Origin of the sequence: Pseudorhodoferax sp. Leaf274 (assembly GCF_001422445.1) — a bacterium.
In the GTDB taxonomy this organism is placed as follows: Bacteria; Pseudomonadota; Gammaproteobacteria; order Burkholderiales; family Burkholderiaceae_C; genus Pseudorhodoferax.
Genome location: NZ_LMNA01000001.1, coordinates 428515 through 446177 on the forward strand (window position 1 = coordinate 428515; position 17663 = coordinate 446177).

Below are 17663 nucleotides of genomic sequence, written 5' to 3' on the forward strand. Positions count from 1 at the left end.
CCGGGTGTGCAAAGCCGCGCAGCCCCTGCGCCCGCTGATCTTCAGCATCAGCGCCGCTGAAGTTGCGCTGCCGGCAGACGCGCGCATCCACCATGCGCGCTGCCCTGTAGCCACCCGAGCCGACCGCCATGCAAGAACCCGTGTTCCATCTCCAGCAAGGCCGCATTCCGCTGCTGGTCTCCATCCCGCACCTGGGCACGGCGCTGCCGGACGAGGTCGGTGCCAGCCTGGCCCCCGTCGCGGCCAGCCTGCGCGACACCGACTGGCACCTGGACCGGCTCTACGCCTTCGCGCAGGACATGGGCGCCTCCGTGCTCGGCGCGCGCGTGTCGCGCTACGTGATCGACCTGAACCGCCCACCCGGCGGCGAGAGCCTGTATCCGGGCCAGACCACCACCGGCCTGTGCCCGACCGAGACCTTCCGCGGCGAGCCGCTGTATCTGCCGGGCCAGGCGCCCGACGCGGCCGAGATCGCACGCCGCCGCACCACCTACTGGCAGCCCTACCACGACGCGCTGCGCGCCGAGCTCGACCGCCTGCGCGCCCTGCACGGCCAGGTGTTGCTCTGGGAGGCCCACTCCATCGCCACCGTGCTGCCCCGGCTGTTCGAGGGCGTGCTGCCGGACCTCAACTTCGGCACCAACGACGGCCAGACCTGCGCACCCGAGATCGCCGGCGCCGCGCTGGACGCCGTGCGCGATAGCGCCACGCCGTTCAGCCATGTGCTGAACGGCCGCTTCAAGGGCGGCTACATCACGCGCCACTACGGCCAGCCGCAGGCCGGCGTGCACGCCATCCAGCTGGAGATGTGCCAGCACCTCTACATGGACGAGGAGCCGCCCTTCGCCTACCTGCCCGACACCGCGGCACGCGTGCAGCCCGTGCTGGCAGCCATGCTGTCCAACGCGCTCGCGCAGCTGGCCGCCTGCGCGCCGCCGCCGCGCGGCTGAGCGCTGGCAGCGGGGCACCGGGCCGGCGTGCGCTAAGCTGCGCGCCCGGCCCCGCCCCCGCCCTGCTTCTCCTGGGTACGGCATGGCCTTTTCTCTGGGGGCCAACGCCATGAATTCAAGCAGCGCACCGGGCCAGCCGGACTGGGACTTGCTCGTCAGCTGGATCGCCGTGGTCGAGAGCGGCAGCGTCTCGGAAGCCGCCCTGCGCCTTCGGATCTCGCAGGCCGCCGTGTCCCAGCGCATCAAGCAGCTGGAAACCTTCTTCGAGACCCCGCTGCTGGACCGCAGCACCCGGCCCGCGCAGCCGACTGCCGCGGGCCAGCGCCTGTACGAGCAGGCCAAGAACCTGCTGACCCAGGCCGACCAGATGGTGGAGAGCGTGCGCAGCGTGAGCCGCGCCAAGCGCATGACGGTGCGCATCGGCTGCGTGGACTCGTTCGCGGCCACGGTCGGGCCGCTCCTGATCAAGGGGCTGTCGGGCTCCTCGCACCAGATCCGGCTGTGGTCGGGCATCACGCCCACGCTGGACGCGTCCATCGTCGGCCGGCAGCTGGACCTGGCCGTCACGACCAACGGCCAGCCCTCGCCCGGCATCACGCGCACCATGCTGTTCTCGGAGAGCTACTACGTGGTGGTGCCCAGCGACTTCGACCTCTCACAGGGCGGCTCCCTGGGCGACATCGCCCGGCAGCTGCAGTTCATCCGCTACAGCGCGCGCTCGGTGATCGGCCAGCAGGTCGACGACTACCTGCAGCGCTGCGGCGAGGTGCTGGAGCGCACCTACGAGTTCGACACCACCGACCCGCTGCTGAGCCTGGTGGCCAACGGCATGGGCTTTGCGCTCAGCACGCCGCTGTGCATCTGGCAGTCGCGCCACTTCCTGCCCGACATCCGCATCGTGCGGCTGTCCTCGCTGCTGCGCGGGGGCAAGCCCTATGCCGACCTCAGCCGCAGCTTCTACCTGGCCTACCGGCAGGGCGAACTGGGCAACCTTCCCAACGAGGTGCGCGACCTGGTCCGCATCGCGGCCAAGCGGCAGATCGCGCGGGACATCGCCGCCACGCTGCGGCTGGACGGCGACGTGCTGCGCCTGGACGACGACGAGCGCTGAAGCTCAGCATCACGGCCACTGATCCAGGGCCGAAGTCCGCCGCGCGCCACCACACTCGTTCCATCGTCGGCGGTGCGCTGCCGCGATGCCATGCCCGGTGCCGCAGCGCACACGGGTTCCACTGAACACTTTTGGAACTGACAGACATGAAGGTCCTGGTCCCCGTCAAGCGCGTGGTCGACTACAACGTGAAGGTTCGCGTGAAGTCCGACGGCAGCGGCGTCGACATCGCCAACGTCAAGATGAGCATGAACCCGTTCGACGAGATCGCCGTCGAAGAGGCCGTGCGCCTGAAGGAAAAGGGCGTGGTCACCGAGGTGATCGCCGTCTCCTGCGGCGTTGCGCCCTGCCAGGAAACCCTGCGCACCGCCATGGCCATCGGCGCCGACCGCGCCATCCTGGTCCAGACCCCTGCCGATGGTCTCGAACTGCAGCCCCTGGCCGTCGCCAAGCTGCTCAAGGCCCTGGTCGACAAGGAACAGCCCGGCCTCATCATCCTGGGCAAGCAGGCCATCGATGACGATGCCAACCAGACCGGCCAGATGCTGGCGGCCCTGGCCGATTTGCCGCAGGCCACCTTCGCCAGCAAGGTCGAAGTTGCTGGCGACAAGGTCAACGTGACGCGCGAAGTGGACGGCGGCCTGGAAACCCTGAGCCTGTCGATCCCGGCCGTGGTCACCACCGACCTGCGGCTGAACGAGCCGCGCTACGTCACGCTGCCCAACATCATGAAGGCCAAGAAGAAGCAGCTGGACACCGTGACCCCGGCCGACCTGGGCGTGGACGTGACCAGCAAGCTCAAGACCGTGAAGGTCAGCGAGCCGCCCAAGCGCAGCGCCGGCATCAAGGTGCCCGATGTGGCCGCGCTGGTCGCCAAGCTCCAAACCGAAGCCAAAGTGATCTGAGGAACAGCATGCCCATTCTTGTCATTGCCGAACACGACAACGCCTCGCTCAAGAGCGCAACCCTGAACACCGTGACCGCCGCACTCGCCTGCGGTGGCGACGTGCATGTGCTGGTGGCCGGCCACAACGCCGCGGCAGCTACCAAGGCCGCCGCTGAGGTGGCTGGCGTCGCCAAGGTGCTGCACGCCGACGCCGAAGGCCTGGCCCATGGCCTGGCCGAGAACGTGGCCGCCCAGGTGCTGGCCATTGCATCGGGCTACAGCCACATCCTGTTCCCCGCCACCGCCAGCGGCAAGAACGTGGCCCCGCGCGTGGCCGCCAAGCTGGACGTGAGCCAGATCAGCGACATCACCAAGGTCGACAGCGCGGACACCTTCGAGCGCCCGATCTACGCCGGCAACGCGATCGCCACCGTGCAGAGCGGCGACAGCGTGAAGGTCATCACCGTGCGCGGCACCGGCTTCGACGCCGCCGCCGCCACGGGTGGCTCCGCTGCCGTGGAAAGCCTGTCGGCTGTCGCCGCCAGCGACAAGAGCAGCTTCGTCGGTTCGGAGATCGCCAAGAGCGAGCGCCCGGAACTGACGGCCGCCAAGATCATCGTCTCCGGTGGTCGTGCCCTGGGCAGCGCCGAGAAGTTCACCGAAGTCATGACCCCGCTGGCCGACAAGCTGGGCGCGGCCATCGGCGCCAGCCGCGCGGCCGTGGACGCGGGCTACGCCCCGAACGACCTGCAGGTCGGCCAGACCGGCAAGATCGTGGCGCCGCAGCTGTACATCGCGGCCGGCATCTCGGGTGCGATCCAGCATCTGGCCGGCATGAAGGACAGCAAGGTCATCGTGGCCATCAACAAGGACCCCGAGGCGCCGATCTTCTCGGTGGCCGACTACGGTCTGGAGGCGGACCTGTTCACCGCCGTGCCGGAACTGGTCGCGTCCCTGTAAGGCCCGCCTGGCACGGGCGCGCCCCGTGCCAGGCTAGCGCCGCGTGCCCCACCAGCACAGCAGCGAGCCGGCGCAGACCAGCACCACGCCCTGCCAGAACGCCACGGAGGGCACCACGCCCAGCCAGGCGCTGCCCAGCAGCACCGACAGCACGGGCGTGAGGTACGAGGCCGCGGCCAGCAGCGTCATGTTGCCGCGCTGGATGCCGAGGTTCCAGCACGAGAACGAGGCCGCGGCAAAGCAGCCCTGCACCAGCACCTGCGCGATGCTGGCGAACGACAGCAGCATCGGCGGCTGCGGGCTCGTGGCATAGCGCCCCCACAGCAGCACGCCGGTGGCCAGCAGGAACAGCGGCACGGCGCTCTGGCCATTGCCGTACAGCCGCGTGAGCAGCGAGTAGCAGGCCCACAGCACCGCCGCCGACGCGGCCATGGCGTAGGCCAGCGGGTTGCCCAGCACGTTGTGCCAGAGCTGCGCGGCCGACCAATGGCCGTTGCCCATGACCAGCACCACACCGACCAGCGACAGCGCCACGCCCGGCAGCAGCAGCGGCGAGCCGCGCTGCTGGCGGCACAGCACGGCCAGCAGGATGGTCAGGCTGGGCCACAGGTAGTTGAGCATGCCGAGTTCCAGCGCCTGGGCCCGGTCGTGCGCCAGGCCCAGTGACAGCGCGAAGCAGATCTCGTAGACCACGAACAGTGCACCGGCCAGCCACAGGTAGACCGGGTGCAGGGCGCGCAGCGGCGGCACGCCGACCACGCGCCAGGCCAGCAGGCCGCTCAGCGTGAAGACCGCGGCGCCGCCGGCCACGGGCCCCAGGGCCTCGGTGATGCTGCGCATCATGCCGACCGAGGCGCTCCAGACCAGGATGGCCACGAGGCCTGTCCACGTCGCGCGCGGCGACGAGGACGCAGGGGCGACAGCCGCGTGCATGGCGCGGGCCTCAGCCCCGCGACATGGCCAGCGTGCGGCCGACTTCCTGCTGCACCGTCTCCCAGATCGCGCGCTTGAGTTCGATGAAGGCGCTGGACAGCTGCACCTCGGCCGTGCGCGGGTGCGGCAACTCGTTGCGCACGTCCTGCACGATGCGGCCCGGCCGCGCGCCCATGATGGCCATGCGCGTGGACAGCATGAGGGCCTCGTCGATCGAGTGCGTGATGAACACAATGGTCTTGCCGCTCTGCTCGTAGATCGACAGCAGCTGGTCCTGCAGCACCTGGCGCGTCATCGCGTCGAGCGCCGCGAAGGGCTCGTCGAACAGCATCACATCGGGGTCGTTGGCCAGCACGCGCGCGATCGACACGCGCTGCTTCATGCCGCCCGACAGCGCGCCCGGGTACTTGTTCTCGCTGCCCTTGAGGCCCACCATCTCGATGAACCGCATGGCGACTTCCGCGCGCTCCTTCTTGGGCATGCCCTTCATCTTCAGGCCGAACTCGACGTTCTGCTGCACGGTCTGCCAGGGCAGCAGCGCGTACTGCTGGAACACCATGCCGCAGGCCGCCGTGATGTCCTCGATCACCTTGCCGTTGACCGACACGCGGCCCGCGGTCGGTTTCTCGAAGCCCGCGATCAGGTTGAGCAGCGTGGACTTGCCGCAGCCCGAGGCGCCCAGCAGCACCAGGAACTCGCCCTTCTTGACCTCCAGGTCGAGGTTGGTCAGGACATGGTTGTCGCCGAAGCTCTTGGAGACGCCTTGAATGCTGATCATGCTGTCGTTCATTGCTGTTGCCAGTCGAGGAGCCAGCGCTCCATTGCGCGCACCACGAGGTCGGTCGCCAGGACGGTGAAGCTGATCAGCACCATGCCCAGCACCACGGTGTCGGTCTGGAAGAACTCCTTGCCGTTCATGATCATGAAGCCCAGGCCTTCCTTGGCGGCCACGAGTTCGGCCGAGATCACACAGGTCCACGACAGGCCCAGGATGATCTTCATGCCCGAGATGATCTGCGGCAGGCAGCCCGGCAGCAGCACCTCGCGCATGACCTGCCAGCGGTTGGCGCCCAGATTCCGCGCGGCACGCACCAAGATCGGATCGATGCTGCGCGTGGCCTCCATCACGTAGAGCAGGGCCGGCACGAAGGAGCCCATGAACACGATGGAGTACTTCTGCGTCTCGGTGATGCCGAACCACAGCAGCGACAGCGGGATCCAGCTCATCGAGGGCAGCGGCCGCAGGAACGAGACGACCGGGTCGAACACGGCACGCGCGATGCGCGAGGTGCCCAGCCAGATGCCCAGCGGAATCGCCACGACCACGGCGGCCAGGAAGCCGACCATCACGCGCCGCGCCGAAGCGAGCACGTGCCAGGCCAGCGTGCCCTGCTCGGTCATGCTGGCGGCGCGCGCGAACACCTGCGAAGGCGGTGGCAGGAAGATCGGTTCCACGAAGCCGAGCCGGCAGACCAGCTCCCAGATGGCCAGGAAGCCCAGCAGCGACAGCACGCTCAGCCAGGCGAGCGAACCGACCCCCTTGCGGGAATTGCCCACAGCTGCCATGTCAGACGAAGCTCCCGTCCAGCCAGTTGCGCACCGTGGGCGCCTTGTCGATCTGCTTGAGCGCCACCAGCATCTCGGCCAGCTTCTGCATGCCGGTCACGAAGCTGCCCGGCTGCACCAGCAGCTCGCGCTGCTGCGCGGCGTCGTACCAGCCGGTCTGGCGGATGGTGTTGACCTGTTCCTCCTGCGAGAGGCCGGTCAGCTCCAGCAGCAGGCGGGCGGCTTCCTCGGGCTTGTCGCGCAGCATGGCGTTGGCCTCGAAGATGCCCTGCATGAAGGCCTTGATCGCGGCCGGGTCGTTCTTGACCAGGCGTGCGCTGGCCAGCAGCACGTCCGGGCCGGGCGTGATGCTGAAGTCCTTGTACAGCGAGAAGGCCGTGTCGTCGGCCAGCACGCGCGTGCCGGGCAGGGCCTTGATGCGGTCAAAGGCCGGCGTCCAGGCCACGGCGGCGTCGATCTGGTTGCCCTGGTAGGCCGACAGGATGTTGGGCGCGGGCAGGTTGATGAGCGCCACGTCGGCGTCCGGGCGCAGGCCGGCCTGCTTGAGCAGGTCCAGGATCAGCACATGGGCGCTGGACGCGAAGGTCACGCCGATCTTCTTGCCCTTGAGCTGGGCGATGCTGCTCACGTCCTGGCGCACCAGCAGGCCTTCGGCGCGGCCGAAGTTGTTCGGCGTGGCGATCAGCTTGAACTGCGTCGCGCCGGCGGCCATCAGCGCCAGCGAAGAGACCACGCCGGTGCCGGCCAGGTCGATGCTGCCGGCCATCACCGCGCCCATGCGGTCCGACGAGGTCGGGAAGGCCTGCCACTTGACGTCCAGGCCCTTGCTGGCGAACAGCCCGGCCTTGATCGCGATGTAGGCCGAGTAGTGGCCCAGCCAGGCCGAGCCGCCGTAGGTGTAGGACTTCGCGGCCTGCGCGACGAGCGGGAAACCGGCGATGACGGGAGCCGCCACGGCGGCAGCGGAACGGAGAAGGGTGCGTCGATGGAGGGTCATGGCCGGTGCTGGGGTTGAAGGTGCCGCATGTTGTTCGGCCTTCACACACCACGTCCGTTGCATAAGCAACTGCAATGCTTTGTTTCAGCGAATGCGGCTGCTGTCGACCTCACGCCCCAAAACAGGTCGCCGTAAGCACAAATGAAGTGCAATGACCAGAGGGGGAACGCCAATCTACCACCGAAATGGTGCTCCCCCGCGGCTGAGCCTGTTCAGCGCGTGCGGGCCTGGCGCCGCAGCAGGCCCGTGAAGGCCTCGGCCGCGGGCGACAGCGCCAGCCCGCGGCGCTGGTAGACGAAGAACTCGCGGTTCAGGGCCGGCGCGCGCAGCGCGATGAAGCGGATGCCGAAGTTCTGCGCGAAGCCGCGCGCGTAATCGGGCACGGTGGCCACGCCCACGCCGGCACCGACCAGCGCGAGCGCCGTGGTCAGGTAGCCGACCTCGGTGGCGGTCTGCATCGACAGCGAGGCATCGTGCTCGCGCAGGCGCTGCTCCACATAGCGGTTGAAGTCGCCCGAGTAGACGACCCAGCGCTCGTGCCGCAGCTCCTGCCAGGACACGGTCTGGCGCTCGGCCAGCGGGTGCGCGGCGGCGCAGACCAGCCGCATCGGCACGTTCATGAGGAAGCTGCGCGTCACGTCCTCGCCGACCGTGCGCTCGGGGCCGATGCCGAGCTCGGCGTCGCCGCGGCGCACCGTGCCGACGATGTCGTCGGCCGTGGCGTCCACCAGGCGCAGGCCGATCGCCGGGTGCAGCTGCGCGAAGTTCGCCATCGCGCCCGCCACCCAGGTGCAGGCCATGAGCTGCGGCGCCACCACGCGCAGCACGCCGCTCTTGAGGCCGCGCAGGTCGCCCGCACCCTCCTCGATCTGGCGCAGGTCGTCGAGCATGCGGCGCGCCAGCGGCAGCAGCTGCTGGCCGGCCTCGGTCAGCGTGACGGCGTTGCGCGCGCGGTCGAACAGCCTGACGCCGAGTTCTTCCTCCAGCTGCTGCACCAGCATGCTCACCGCCGACTGCGTGAGGTTCAGCTGCCGCGCGGCCAGCGTGAAGCTCGCGCTGCGCGCCACGACCGAGAACGCACGCATCTGGCGAAGGGTGAGGTTCATGTGCGCACCATTGTGGCGCCGCCGTGCGGCATGGATCAGAAAGCCTGATGCGCCGATCAAATGAATGCGTTGGCCTGATGCGCCCGCGCCCCGCACAATCCGCGCCCTATGCATGTCGCCGTCATCGGGACCGGCATCGTCGGAGTCTGCACGGCCGCCTGGCTGCAGCGCGACGGTCACCAGGTCACCTTCTTCGATCCGCTGGAGCCAGGCGAGGCCTGCTCCTTCGGCAACGCGGGCTCGCTCTCGCCCAGCGCCTGCCTGCCCGTGGGCATGCCGGGCATGTGGAAGCGCGTGCCGAACTGGCTGCTCGACCCGCTGGGCCCGCTCACCGTGCGCTGGCGCCATGCGCCCGTGGTGCTGCCCTGGCTGGTGCGCATGCTGCAGCACTCCACGCGCGAGGAGGTCACGCGCATCGCCACGTCGCTGCGCAGCCTGCTGGTGCCGATCTTCGACTGCTACGGCCCGCTGCTGCAGGACGCCCAGGCGGACGCGCTGGTGCGCCGCAGCGGCTGCCTCTACGTCTACTCCTCGCGCGAGAAGGCCGCGCAATGGGCCTGGGGCATGAACCTGCGCCGCTCGCTGGGCGTGCAGATGCGCGACGTGGAGCAGGACGAACTGGAACAGCTGGAGCCCGACCTCAAGGGCCGCTTTCGCTTCGGCATCCTGGCGCCGGAGAACGGCTCGACGACCGACCCCTCGGCCCTGGTCAAGGCGCTGCACGCGCACTGCATGGCAGGCGGCGCGGTGCACCTGCGCAAGCGCGTGGCCGGCTTCGAGCGCGAAGGCCGCCGCGTGACCGGCGTGCGCACCGACGAAGGCGCCAGCCTGCCCGTGGACGGCGTGGTGGTGGCGGCCGGTGCCTGGTCGGCCCCGCTGGCCGCGCAGCTGGGTTCGCGCGTGCCGCTGGAGACGCAGCGCGGCTACCACGTCACGGTGCGCAGTTCCAACCTGCAGCTGCGCCACACCGTGATGGCGGTGGAGAACAACCTCATGGTCAACCCCATGGCCATGGGCCTGCGGCTGGCCGGCACGGTGGAGTTCGCCGGCCTGAAGGCGCCGCCGCGCTACGCGCGCGCGCAAGCCCTGCTGCGCCTGGGCCAGCAGCTGTTTCCACACCTGGACACCAGCGAGACCACGCAGTGGATGGGCCACCGGCCCTGCCTGCCCGACAGCCTGCCCGTGGTGGGCCGCGCGCGCAGCGCCGACAACGCCTGGCTGGCTTTCGGCCATGGCCACATGGGCATGTGCATGGGCGCGAGCACGGGGCGCGAGGTGGCCCACCTGGTGGCCGGCCGGGCCACGCAGGTCGATCTCGCGCCGTTCCGGCCGGACCGCTTCTGACATGCCGGACATCGCGCTCATCTGTACGGAAGGCTTCGCCGACGTGCTGACCCTGGCGCGGCAGAGCCGCGCCGACCCCTACGCACTGCACGTGCCGGCTTCGCCCTGGCCGCAGCTGCTGCCGGCGCCCTGGCGCATCCAGGCGCGCGGCCGCATCGACGCCGCCGGTGCCGAGGTCGCGCCGCTGGACCTGGCCGGCGTGCTCAACGCGCTGGCCGCGCTGCCGCGCCCGCCCGCCGGCATCGCCATCTGCCTGCTGTTCGCGCAGCGCAACCCCGCGCACGAACAGGCGTTGGCGCAGCGCATCGCGCAGCTGTGGCCCGGTCTGCCGGTGGCCTGCTCGCACGCGGTGCTGGCGCAGGACGGCGAATACGAGCGCACGCTGGCAACCGTGCAGGCACTGGGCCTGCAGGCGCCAGCGCCGGCCGCAGAGCCTGCGCGCGGCGACGGCCTGCCGCAGCAGCTGGAGGCCCTGGCCGACCGCATGCAGCAGCGCCTGGTGCGCGACGCCGTCTCCAGCGTGGTGCGCGAGGCCATGGACTGCGCGGCCGCCGTGTTCCTGCCCGACGGCCGGCTCGTGGCCCAGGCGCGCACGCTGCCGCTGCTGCTGGGCAGCCTGTCGCCGGCCGTGGCCGGGCTGCTGGCCCTCTACCCGGCCGACACCATGGCCGAGGGCGACGGCTACCTGCTCAACGACCCCTGGCACGGCGGCACGCACCTGCCCGACCTCACGCTGGTGCGCCCGGTGCGCGTGCACGGCCGCACGGTGGCGCTCGTGGCCTGCGTGCTGCACCACCAGGACGTGGGCGGCATCGCGCCGGGCTCGGTGCCCACGCACGCGTCCAGCATCCAGCAGGAAGGCCTGCGCATCCCGCCCATGCCGCTGTTCCGCGCCGGCCAGCCCGACGCGGCACTGCTGCGCCTGTTGTGTGCCAACAGCCGCATGCCCGACAACCTGCAGGGCGACCTGGCCGCGCAATGGGCCTGCCTCGCGCAGGGCGCGCAGGAACTCGCCGCGCTGTGGCTGCGCACGCCCGACGCGCCGGCGCGCTGCCAGGCCGCGCTGGCGGACTCGGATGCGGCTGCGCGCGCAGCACTGGCGGCCGCACCCGATGGCGACTACGCCTTCGAGGACGCGCTGGACGGCGACGGCATCGGCACCGACCCGGTGCGCGTGGCGGTCTGCATCCGCAAGCGCGGCGACAGCGCCGAACTGGACCTCACCGGCTGTGCCGACCAGACGCCCGGGCCCGTGAACGCCGCGCGCGGCGCAGTGCAGGCGGCCGTGGCCTACTTCGCGCGCATGCTGTCGCCGCAGGCTGCGCCCAACGACGGCAGCCTCGCGCCACTGACGCTGCGCACGCGCCCGGGCAGCATCGTCGACCCGGCCTTCCCCGCCGCGGTGAACGCGCGCACCAACCTCGTCAAGCTGCTGGCCAACGCGCTGCTGGGCGCCTGGGCCCAGGCCCTGCCGGCGCGCATGCCGGCGCCTAATGCGGGCGAGGCCGTGGTGCTCTCGCTGGGCGGCACGCGGCCCGACGGCAGCGCCTGGCTGCTGACCGAGATCATCGCCTCGGCGGCCGGCGGCGCCCCCACCGGGCCGGGCGGCGCGGGCGTGTCCACCGACGTGGGCAACGCGCGCAGCACGCCGGCCGAGGCCATCGAGGCCCAGGCCCCGCTGCGCGTGGAGCGCGTGGCCGTGCGCGCCGGCTCCGGCGGCGCCGGCCGCCACCGCGGTGGCGACGGCGTGGTGCGCGTCTACCGCCTGCTGCATGGCAGTGGCAGCATCTCCTACCGCGGCGAGCGCCACGGCATCGCGCCCCAGGGCGCCGCCGGCGGCCAGCCGGGCGCCTGCGCGTGCGCCCGCATCGAGCGTGCGGACGGCCGCGTCGAGCCCCTGCCCGCCAAGGCACGCGCGCAGTGGCAGGCCGGCGACCGGCTCGTGGTCGAGACCGCGGGCGGCGGCGGCTGGGGAGCACCGGACGCCACGCCGGCAGGCCCATGACCGCGCCCGCCCCGCACGGTTCCTGCATGGCCGCCATGACCCCTTCCCTAGCTCCGGAGTGCCCCATGACCCATCCCATGACCCACCCCACGCCCCATCCCATCTCCCGCCGCCAGTCCCTGCGCCGCCTCGCCGCCGGCACCGCGCTGGCCGCCGCGCCGCTGCTGGCCCAGGCCCAGGGCGGCAAGACCACGCGCATCGTCGTGCCCTTCCCGCCCGGCGGCAGCACCGACCTGCTGGCGCGCCGCATCGGCGAGAAGCTGTCGGTGGCGCTGGGCCAGCCCGTCATCGTCGAGAACCGGGCCGGTGCCGGCGGCACCGTGGGTGCCGACTACGTGGCCAAGTCCACGCCCGACGGCACGACGCTGCTGATGGGCGTGACCGGCAGCAACGCCATCGCGCAGGCGCTCTACCCCAAGCTGCCCTACGACGTGGTGAAGGACTTCGCGCCCGTGTCCATGGTCGTGAGCTCGCCGCTGGTGGTGACCGTGAACCCCTCGGTGAAGGCCGGCACCATCGCCGAGTTCATCGCGCTGGCCAAGGCCAGGCCCGGATCGATCAGCTACGGCTCGGCCGGCAACGGCACCTCGATGCACCTGACGGGCGAGATGTTCAAGCAGGCCACGAAGACCTCGATGGTGCACATCCCCTACCGCGGCAGCGCGGGCATGCTGCAAGACCTCATGGGCGGGCAAATCGAGGCCACCTTCGGCGACCTGCTGGTGGTGATGCCGCAACTGGAAGCCGGCAAGCTGCGCGCGCTGGCCGTCACGTCGCGACAGCGCCACCCCATGCTGCCCAACGTGCCGACCCTGGCCGAGAGCGGCTATCCGGGCTTCGAGGCGCTGTCGTGGCAAGGCCTGTTCGCCCCGGCCGCCACGCCGCCCGATGTGGTCGCCAGGATCAGCGCCGAGGTCAACAAGGCCATCAAGACGCCGGAGATCGCCGACTTCTTCGCCGCGCGCGGCTTCCTGATCGAGGGCACGGCGCCGGCCGCGTTCAAGGGCCTGATCGAGTCCGAGGTGAAGAAGTGGTCGGCCATCGTCAAGGTCTCGGGCGCCAAGGCGGACTGATGGACGCCCCCATCGAACGCATCGGCACCGTGGTGCGGGCCGGCCAGCGCCAGCCGATCTCCGCCGCCGTGGCCTGGGACCGGCTGGTGTTCGTCTCGGGCCAGGTGCCGATGACGCCGGCCGGCCCGGCCGCGCCCGACATCGCGGGCCAGACCCATGCCACGCTGGACCACATCGCCCGCATCCTGCGCAATGCGGGCTGCACCCTGGAAGACGTGGTCAAGACCACCGTGTGGCTGACCGATGCGGCGGACTACCCGGCCTTCAACGCGGCCTATGCCGAGCGCTTCCCGGCCGAACAGGCGCCCGCGCGCTCCACCGTGATCGCGGGGCTCATCGCGCCCGTGAAGGTGGAGATCGAGGCCGTGGCGGTGCGGCCGGCCCGCGCGACCTGACGCTACCAGCCCACCTGGCCGCGGCCGGTGTCCATCACCATGCGTGCGGCCAGGTACAGCCGCGGCCCCACGTTGGACACCAGCACGTACTCGTCGTCGTTGGAGTGGGCGCCGAAACCGCGCAGGCCGAAGCTTTCCAGCACGCCGCCGCGCGGGCGCAGGCCGGCGAAGGCGGCGTCGGTGCCGCCGCCGGTGGCGCGCTCGCGGATCTCCATCGGCATGTCCAGCCCGCCGTACAGGCCGCGGGCATGCTGGGCCAGCGCGCGCGAGGCCGCGTTGGAGACGAAGGCCGGGCGGCTGCGGTAGAAGGTCAGGTCGATCTTCGTGTCCGGGATCAGCTTGTCCTCGATGGACTTCTTCAGCGATGCCTCCATGAGGTCCAGGTCGGCATTGGTCAGCGAGCGCACGTCGGCCACGGCCGTGGCCTCGGCCGGGATCACGTTGCGCGAATTGCCGGCGTTGGCCACGGTCCAGTTGATCTGCAGGCCCTTGGCCGGGTCGCCGAACTGGCGCGACTTGAGCATCTGGTGCGCGAGTTCGTACAGCGCATTGCGGCCCTGCTCGGGCGCCGCGCCCGCATGGCTGGCCTTGCCGGTCACCTTCATCTCGACGATGGCGATGCTGCTCGTGGCCAGGCGCACCATGTCGCCGCCCTGGGCCGTGGCGCTGCCGCCGCCTTCGAACGAGAACACCGCGTCGTAGGCACCGCCCAGCTCGGTGAGGAACGGGCCGGAGCCGGGCGACCCCACCTCCTCGTCGCCGTTGATCAGCACGCCCAGCTCCGCGTAGTCGGTGAAGCCGTTGCGCGCCAGCAGCTCGACCACGTGCAGGATCAGCGCCACGCCCTGCTTGTCGTCGGCGATGCCCAGGCCGTAGGCGCGGTCGCCGTCGATGCGGAAGGGCTGCTTGGCGCCCATGCCGCGCTGGTAGACCGTGTCCATGTGGGCGATCAGCAGCACCTTCTTGACGCCCGTGCCCTTGCGCGTCGCATACACCATGCTGCCCAGTTCCGCGCCCTTGAGCTGCGGATGGAAGCCGGGCGCGCGCGTGGGCTTGACCTCCACCTGCATGCCGGCCTTGCGCAGCCGCTCGGCCACGGTGCCGCTGAGCTGGCGCAGGCCCTCCAGGTCGCGGCTGCCGGACTCGATGCCGACCAGCGTCTCCAGCGTCTTGAGGTAGGGGCCGACCTCGGCCTGCGTCTGCGCGCGCAGGGCGGCGTCCACGGGCAGGGCCGCCTGTGCGGGCGGGGTGGCGGGGACCGTCGCCTTCGGCGCCATCGGCGCACAGGCACCGAGCAGCAGCGCCGAAGCCAGCGCGCCGGCCAGGAGGGAGGGGCGGCGCAGAGATGCGAGAGACATGAAAAACTCCAGAGAACCGGGAAAGGCGCGCAGTGTAGAACTCAGGCCCGCGCGTGCTGCAGCCGCCGCACGCGCCACAGCAGCGTGGCCGCGATGCTGAGGTTGAGCAGGTTGAACGCGATGCCGTTCAGGAAGGCCGCGTGGTAGCTGCCGGTGAGGTCGAACACCTTGCCCGACATCCAGCCGCCCAGCGCCATGCCGAACAGCGTGGCCATGATGACCGTGCCCACGCGCGCGCCGGCCTCCTGCGGCGGGAAGTGCTCGCGCACGATGATGGCGTAGGACGGCACGATGCCGCCCTGGAACAACCCGAACAGCGCCGAGATCACGTACAGCGGCACCAGGCCGTCGAAGGGCAGGAACAGCAGCAGCGCCACGCCCTGCAGCGCCGAGCCCAGCAGCAGCGTGCGCAGGCCGCCGATGCGGTCGCAGACCCAGCCCGAGACGAGTCGGCTGACCACGCCGAAGCCCAGCATCAGCGCCAGCATCTCGGCGCCGCGCGCCGCGCCATAGCCCAGGTCGCCGCAGTAGGCCACGATGTGCACCTGCGGCATGGCCATCGCCACGCAGCAGGCCAGGCCCGCCACGCACAGCAGGCCCTGGGCCGTGCCCAGCGACAGGCCGAAAGGCCGCCCGGCCGCCAGCGCGGCGGCCGAGGCCGCGGCCGCGCCCTGCGGCGCAGCGGCCACGACCGGCGGCCGCTGGCGCATGCACAGCGCCAGCGCGCCCACCGCGAGGCTGCAGAACACCGCCATGCCCAGGTAGGTCTGGCGCCAGCCCACGGTCTCGATGAAATGCTGGGCGACCGGCGGCCACACCGTGCCGGCCAGGTAGTTGCCGCTGGCGCACACGCCCACCGCCATGCCGCGCCGGCGCTCGAACCACAGGGCGGTGTCGGCGATCAAGGGCGCGAAGCTGGCCGAGCAACCCAGCAGGCCGACCAGCAGGCCCTGCGCGAGCGCAAAGCCGAGCAGGCTGTCGGCCGTGGCGCTGGCCCAGTAGCCCAGGCCCAGGCACATCGCGCCGAGCAGCAACGGCCAGCCGATGCCGAAGCGGTCGGCCAGCCTGCCCATGAGCACGCCGCCGGCGCCGAAGCCCAGCATCAGCAGCGTGTAGGGCAGCGAGGCGTCGGAGCGGGCGACACCGAACTCGGCCTGCACCGCGGGCAGCGCCACCGAGACCACGTACATGCCGCCGTTGCCCACCGCCATGAGCAGCAATGCAACGCCGAGCCGGAACATGGCATAGGGGGAATCGACGCCGGGCGCCGGCGGCTGGCTTGTCTCCATGGCTTGTTCTGTGTGTGCGGACGAAGCGCGGACCCTACACCACGCCGGCAGGGATCACAGGCCGAGCAGCCCCAGCGCCAGGCGGTGTGCGCGCGCAGCCGGATCGGCCAGGTCGTGCAGCACGTTCATGTGGTTGCGGCCCGGCACGGTCTCGCAGACCGGCACCGCGGCCTCGCCCCAGCGCGCGCGGATCAGCGCGTTCTGCCGCTGGAACTCGGCACTCTCCTCGCCGCCCACGAGGGCCAGCAGCGGCCCGGCGGGTGCCGGCATCCAGGCCGGGCTCAGCTGCAGGGCCGAGGCCTCGGTCAGCTTCAGGTCGCGCGCGAGGAAGGGCGCGTGGCGCAGCGGCTCCAGCTCGTACAGGCCCGACAGCGCCAGCGCGCCGCGCAGCGGCTGTGCCGGCATGCGCCGCTCGATGTCGCGCCAGTTGCAGGCCATCAGCATGGCCGCCAGGTGGCCCCCCGCGCTGTGGCCGCTCAGCGCGATGCGTTGCCGGTCCACGCCCAGGGTGTCGGCCTCGCGCCAGATCCAGGCGATGGCCTTGACCATCTGTTGCACGATCTGCGCGATGCTGGCGTACGGCGCCAGCGCGTAGTTGGGCAGGATCACCGAGACGCCGGCGGCCACGAAGGGCTCGGCCACGAAGCTGTGGTCGCGCTTGTCCAGCGCGCGCCAGAAGCCGCCATGGATGTGGACCAGCACCGGCGCGCCTGCTGGCGCGTGCGGCTGCGCGGCGGGGAACAGGTCCAGCGTCTCCTTGGTCCCGTCGCCATAGCGCAGGTCGAGCTTGCTGCGCAGCTTGCCGCGCGCGGCCTTGGACGCGTCGGTCCAGTGCTGCAGGATCTGCGGGTGCTCGGGGATGGCGGCGCGGGCGTTGTACTGGGCGTCGTACCAGGCGGGATCGTGTTCGGGCATGGGCCTCATTGTCCTGGCTTCTTCCTGGCCGCGCGCGGCGGGTTGGCCTCGCGCAGTGCGGCGTCGACCATGGCATCGGCCATCCACAGCGCGGTGCGCTCGACCTCGCGGTCGCTCACGCCCCAGATGTCCTTGAGGATCACATAGGGCTCGATGCCGTAGATCACCGACAGCGCGCGGTGCAGCCGGTCGTACACCGCCTTGGGCAGCTGGGGCGCCAGCGGCTCGAGCGCGTGCTCGAGGATGCGCACGCGGTGGCCGCGGCGGAACGGCTCCTCCTCCAGCAGGCCGGCGCGCTCCTGCGCCCATTGCTCCAGCGAGAGCAGGGCGGCGGCGCGCAGCTGCGGCTCGAACTCCTTGAAGCGCGGGAAGGTCTTCTTGAACAGCTCGTGCAGCCGCGCATGCCCGTCCGGCAGGTCGGACGCGTGGCTGCGCACCGGCCCCAGCGAGGCCTCGATCACGGCGGTCAGCAGCGCACTGCGGCTCTTGAAGTAGCGGTAGGCCGTGGCGCGCGACACCTTGGCGCGCACCGCGGTCTCGGCCACGGAAGGAATGTGGCCACCGTCCTGGATGATGGCCATGGCCGTCTCCAGCAGCAGCTTGAAGGTGGCCGCCTTGATGCCGCGCTCGGGCGGCTGCGGAGGGGGGCTGTGCGAGAACTTGGGGCGCGCCATGCGGGTTTGTCCGGGTCTGGGTATGTCGTTTGTGTCTTGCGCGGCGAGACCCGCTCATTATGATGCGCCCATCCCGTTGTGAGACACCCGTCTTAAAACGG

17 protein-coding genes are annotated in these 17663 nt (G+C 71.1%); 8 read left to right on the top strand and 9 right to left on the bottom strand.

The features are described 5' to 3' along the window. Positions 1-128: 128 nt before the first annotated feature. From hutG to ASF44_RS01920, 4 genes are all read left to right on the top strand, one after another. Positions 129-950, top strand: coding sequence for an N-formylglutamate deformylase (gene hutG, locus ASF44_RS01905; RefSeq protein WP_056897470.1), 822 nt, complete (start codon positions 129-131; stop codon positions 948-950). A 109-nt stretch (positions 951-1059) separates the two neighbouring features. After that, positions 1060-2061 (top strand): LysR family transcriptional regulator, encoded by a 1002-nt coding sequence (locus ASF44_RS01910; RefSeq protein ID WP_056897471.1) that lies wholly within the window; start codon positions 1060-1062, stop codon positions 2059-2061. A 146-nt stretch (positions 2062-2207) separates the two neighbouring features. Next, positions 2208-2966, top strand: coding sequence for an electron transfer flavoprotein subunit beta/FixA family protein (locus tag ASF44_RS01915; protein WP_056897472.1), 759 nt, complete (start codon positions 2208-2210; stop codon positions 2964-2966). A gap of 8 nt (positions 2967-2974) precedes the next feature. Next, a complete protein-coding gene (locus ASF44_RS01920; RefSeq protein ID WP_056897473.1) occupies positions 2975-3907 on the top strand; it encodes an electron transfer flavoprotein subunit alpha/FixB family protein in 933 nt (310 codons plus the stop codon). A gap of 33 nt (positions 3908-3940) precedes the next feature. On the opposite strand, the gene yddG is transcribed toward ASF44_RS01920, so the two are convergent. From yddG to ASF44_RS01945, 5 genes are all read right to left on the bottom strand, one after another. After that, a complete protein-coding gene (gene yddG / locus ASF44_RS01925) occupies positions 3941-4840 on the bottom strand; it encodes an aromatic amino acid DMT transporter YddG (protein ID WP_056897474.1) in 900 nt (299 codons plus the stop codon). A 10-nt stretch (positions 4841-4850) separates the two neighbouring features. After that, entirely contained in the window at positions 4851-5618 is a 768-nt protein-coding gene (locus tag ASF44_RS01930) for an ABC transporter ATP-binding protein (protein WP_056898154.1), read from the bottom strand. A gap of 8 nt (positions 5619-5626) precedes the next feature. Beyond that, positions 5627-6406, bottom strand: a complete 780-nt coding sequence (locus ASF44_RS01935) for an ABC transporter permease (protein WP_056897475.1) — start codon at positions 6404-6406, stop codon at positions 5627-5629. Between the two features lies 1 nt (position 6407). Then, positions 6408-7403, bottom strand: a complete 996-nt coding sequence (locus ASF44_RS01940; protein WP_056897476.1) for an ABC transporter substrate-binding protein — start codon at positions 7401-7403, stop codon at positions 6408-6410. Positions 7404-7615: 212 nt separating this feature from the next. After that, complete coding sequence (locus ASF44_RS01945; protein ID WP_056897477.1) at positions 7616-8509, bottom strand: LysR family transcriptional regulator; 894 nt, start codon at positions 8507-8509, stop codon at positions 7616-7618. A gap of 108 nt (positions 8510-8617) precedes the next feature. Between ASF44_RS01945 and ASF44_RS01950 the strand changes: the two genes are divergently transcribed. From ASF44_RS01950 to ASF44_RS01965, 4 genes are all read left to right on the top strand, one after another. After that, a complete protein-coding gene (locus ASF44_RS01950; RefSeq protein ID WP_056897478.1) occupies positions 8618-9853 on the top strand; it encodes an FAD-binding oxidoreductase in 1236 nt (411 codons plus the stop codon). A 1-nt stretch (position 9854) separates the two neighbouring features. Beyond that, entirely contained in the window at positions 9855-11858 is a 2004-nt protein-coding gene (locus tag ASF44_RS01955) for a hydantoinase B/oxoprolinase family protein (RefSeq protein WP_162243774.1), read from the top strand. Positions 11859-11923: 65 nt separating this feature from the next. After that, positions 11924-12931 (top strand): tripartite tricarboxylate transporter substrate binding protein, encoded by a 1008-nt coding sequence (locus tag ASF44_RS01960; RefSeq protein WP_235579099.1) that lies wholly within the window; start codon positions 11924-11926, stop codon positions 12929-12931. Further along, positions 12931-13326 (top strand): RidA family protein, encoded by a 396-nt coding sequence (locus ASF44_RS01965; RefSeq protein WP_056897480.1) that lies wholly within the window; start codon positions 12931-12933, stop codon positions 13324-13326. Before ASF44_RS01960 ends, ASF44_RS01965 begins: the two co-directional genes overlap by 1 nt. Positions 13327-13328: 2 nt before the next feature. Here the strand turns inward: ASF44_RS01965 and ASF44_RS01970 are convergent, their stop codons facing one another. From ASF44_RS01970 to ASF44_RS01985, 4 genes are read right to left on the bottom strand one after another with little or no spacing between them, the layout of a single operon-like run. Next, a complete protein-coding gene (locus ASF44_RS01970) occupies positions 13329-14684 on the bottom strand; it encodes a glutamate carboxypeptidase (protein ID WP_056897481.1) in 1356 nt (451 codons plus the stop codon). 41 nt (positions 14685-14725) lie between these two features. After that, positions 14726-15973, bottom strand: a complete 1248-nt coding sequence (locus ASF44_RS01975) for an MFS transporter (protein ID WP_056897482.1) — start codon at positions 15971-15973, stop codon at positions 14726-14728. 54 nt (positions 15974-16027) lie between these two features. After that, a complete protein-coding gene (locus ASF44_RS01980; protein ID WP_056897483.1) occupies positions 16028-16888 on the bottom strand; it encodes an alpha/beta hydrolase in 861 nt (286 codons plus the stop codon). A gap of 5 nt (positions 16889-16893) precedes the next feature. Further along, a complete protein-coding gene (locus ASF44_RS01985) occupies positions 16894-17562 on the bottom strand; it encodes a TetR/AcrR family transcriptional regulator (RefSeq protein WP_056897484.1) in 669 nt (222 codons plus the stop codon). Between the last annotated feature and the right edge of the window lie 101 nt (positions 17563-17663).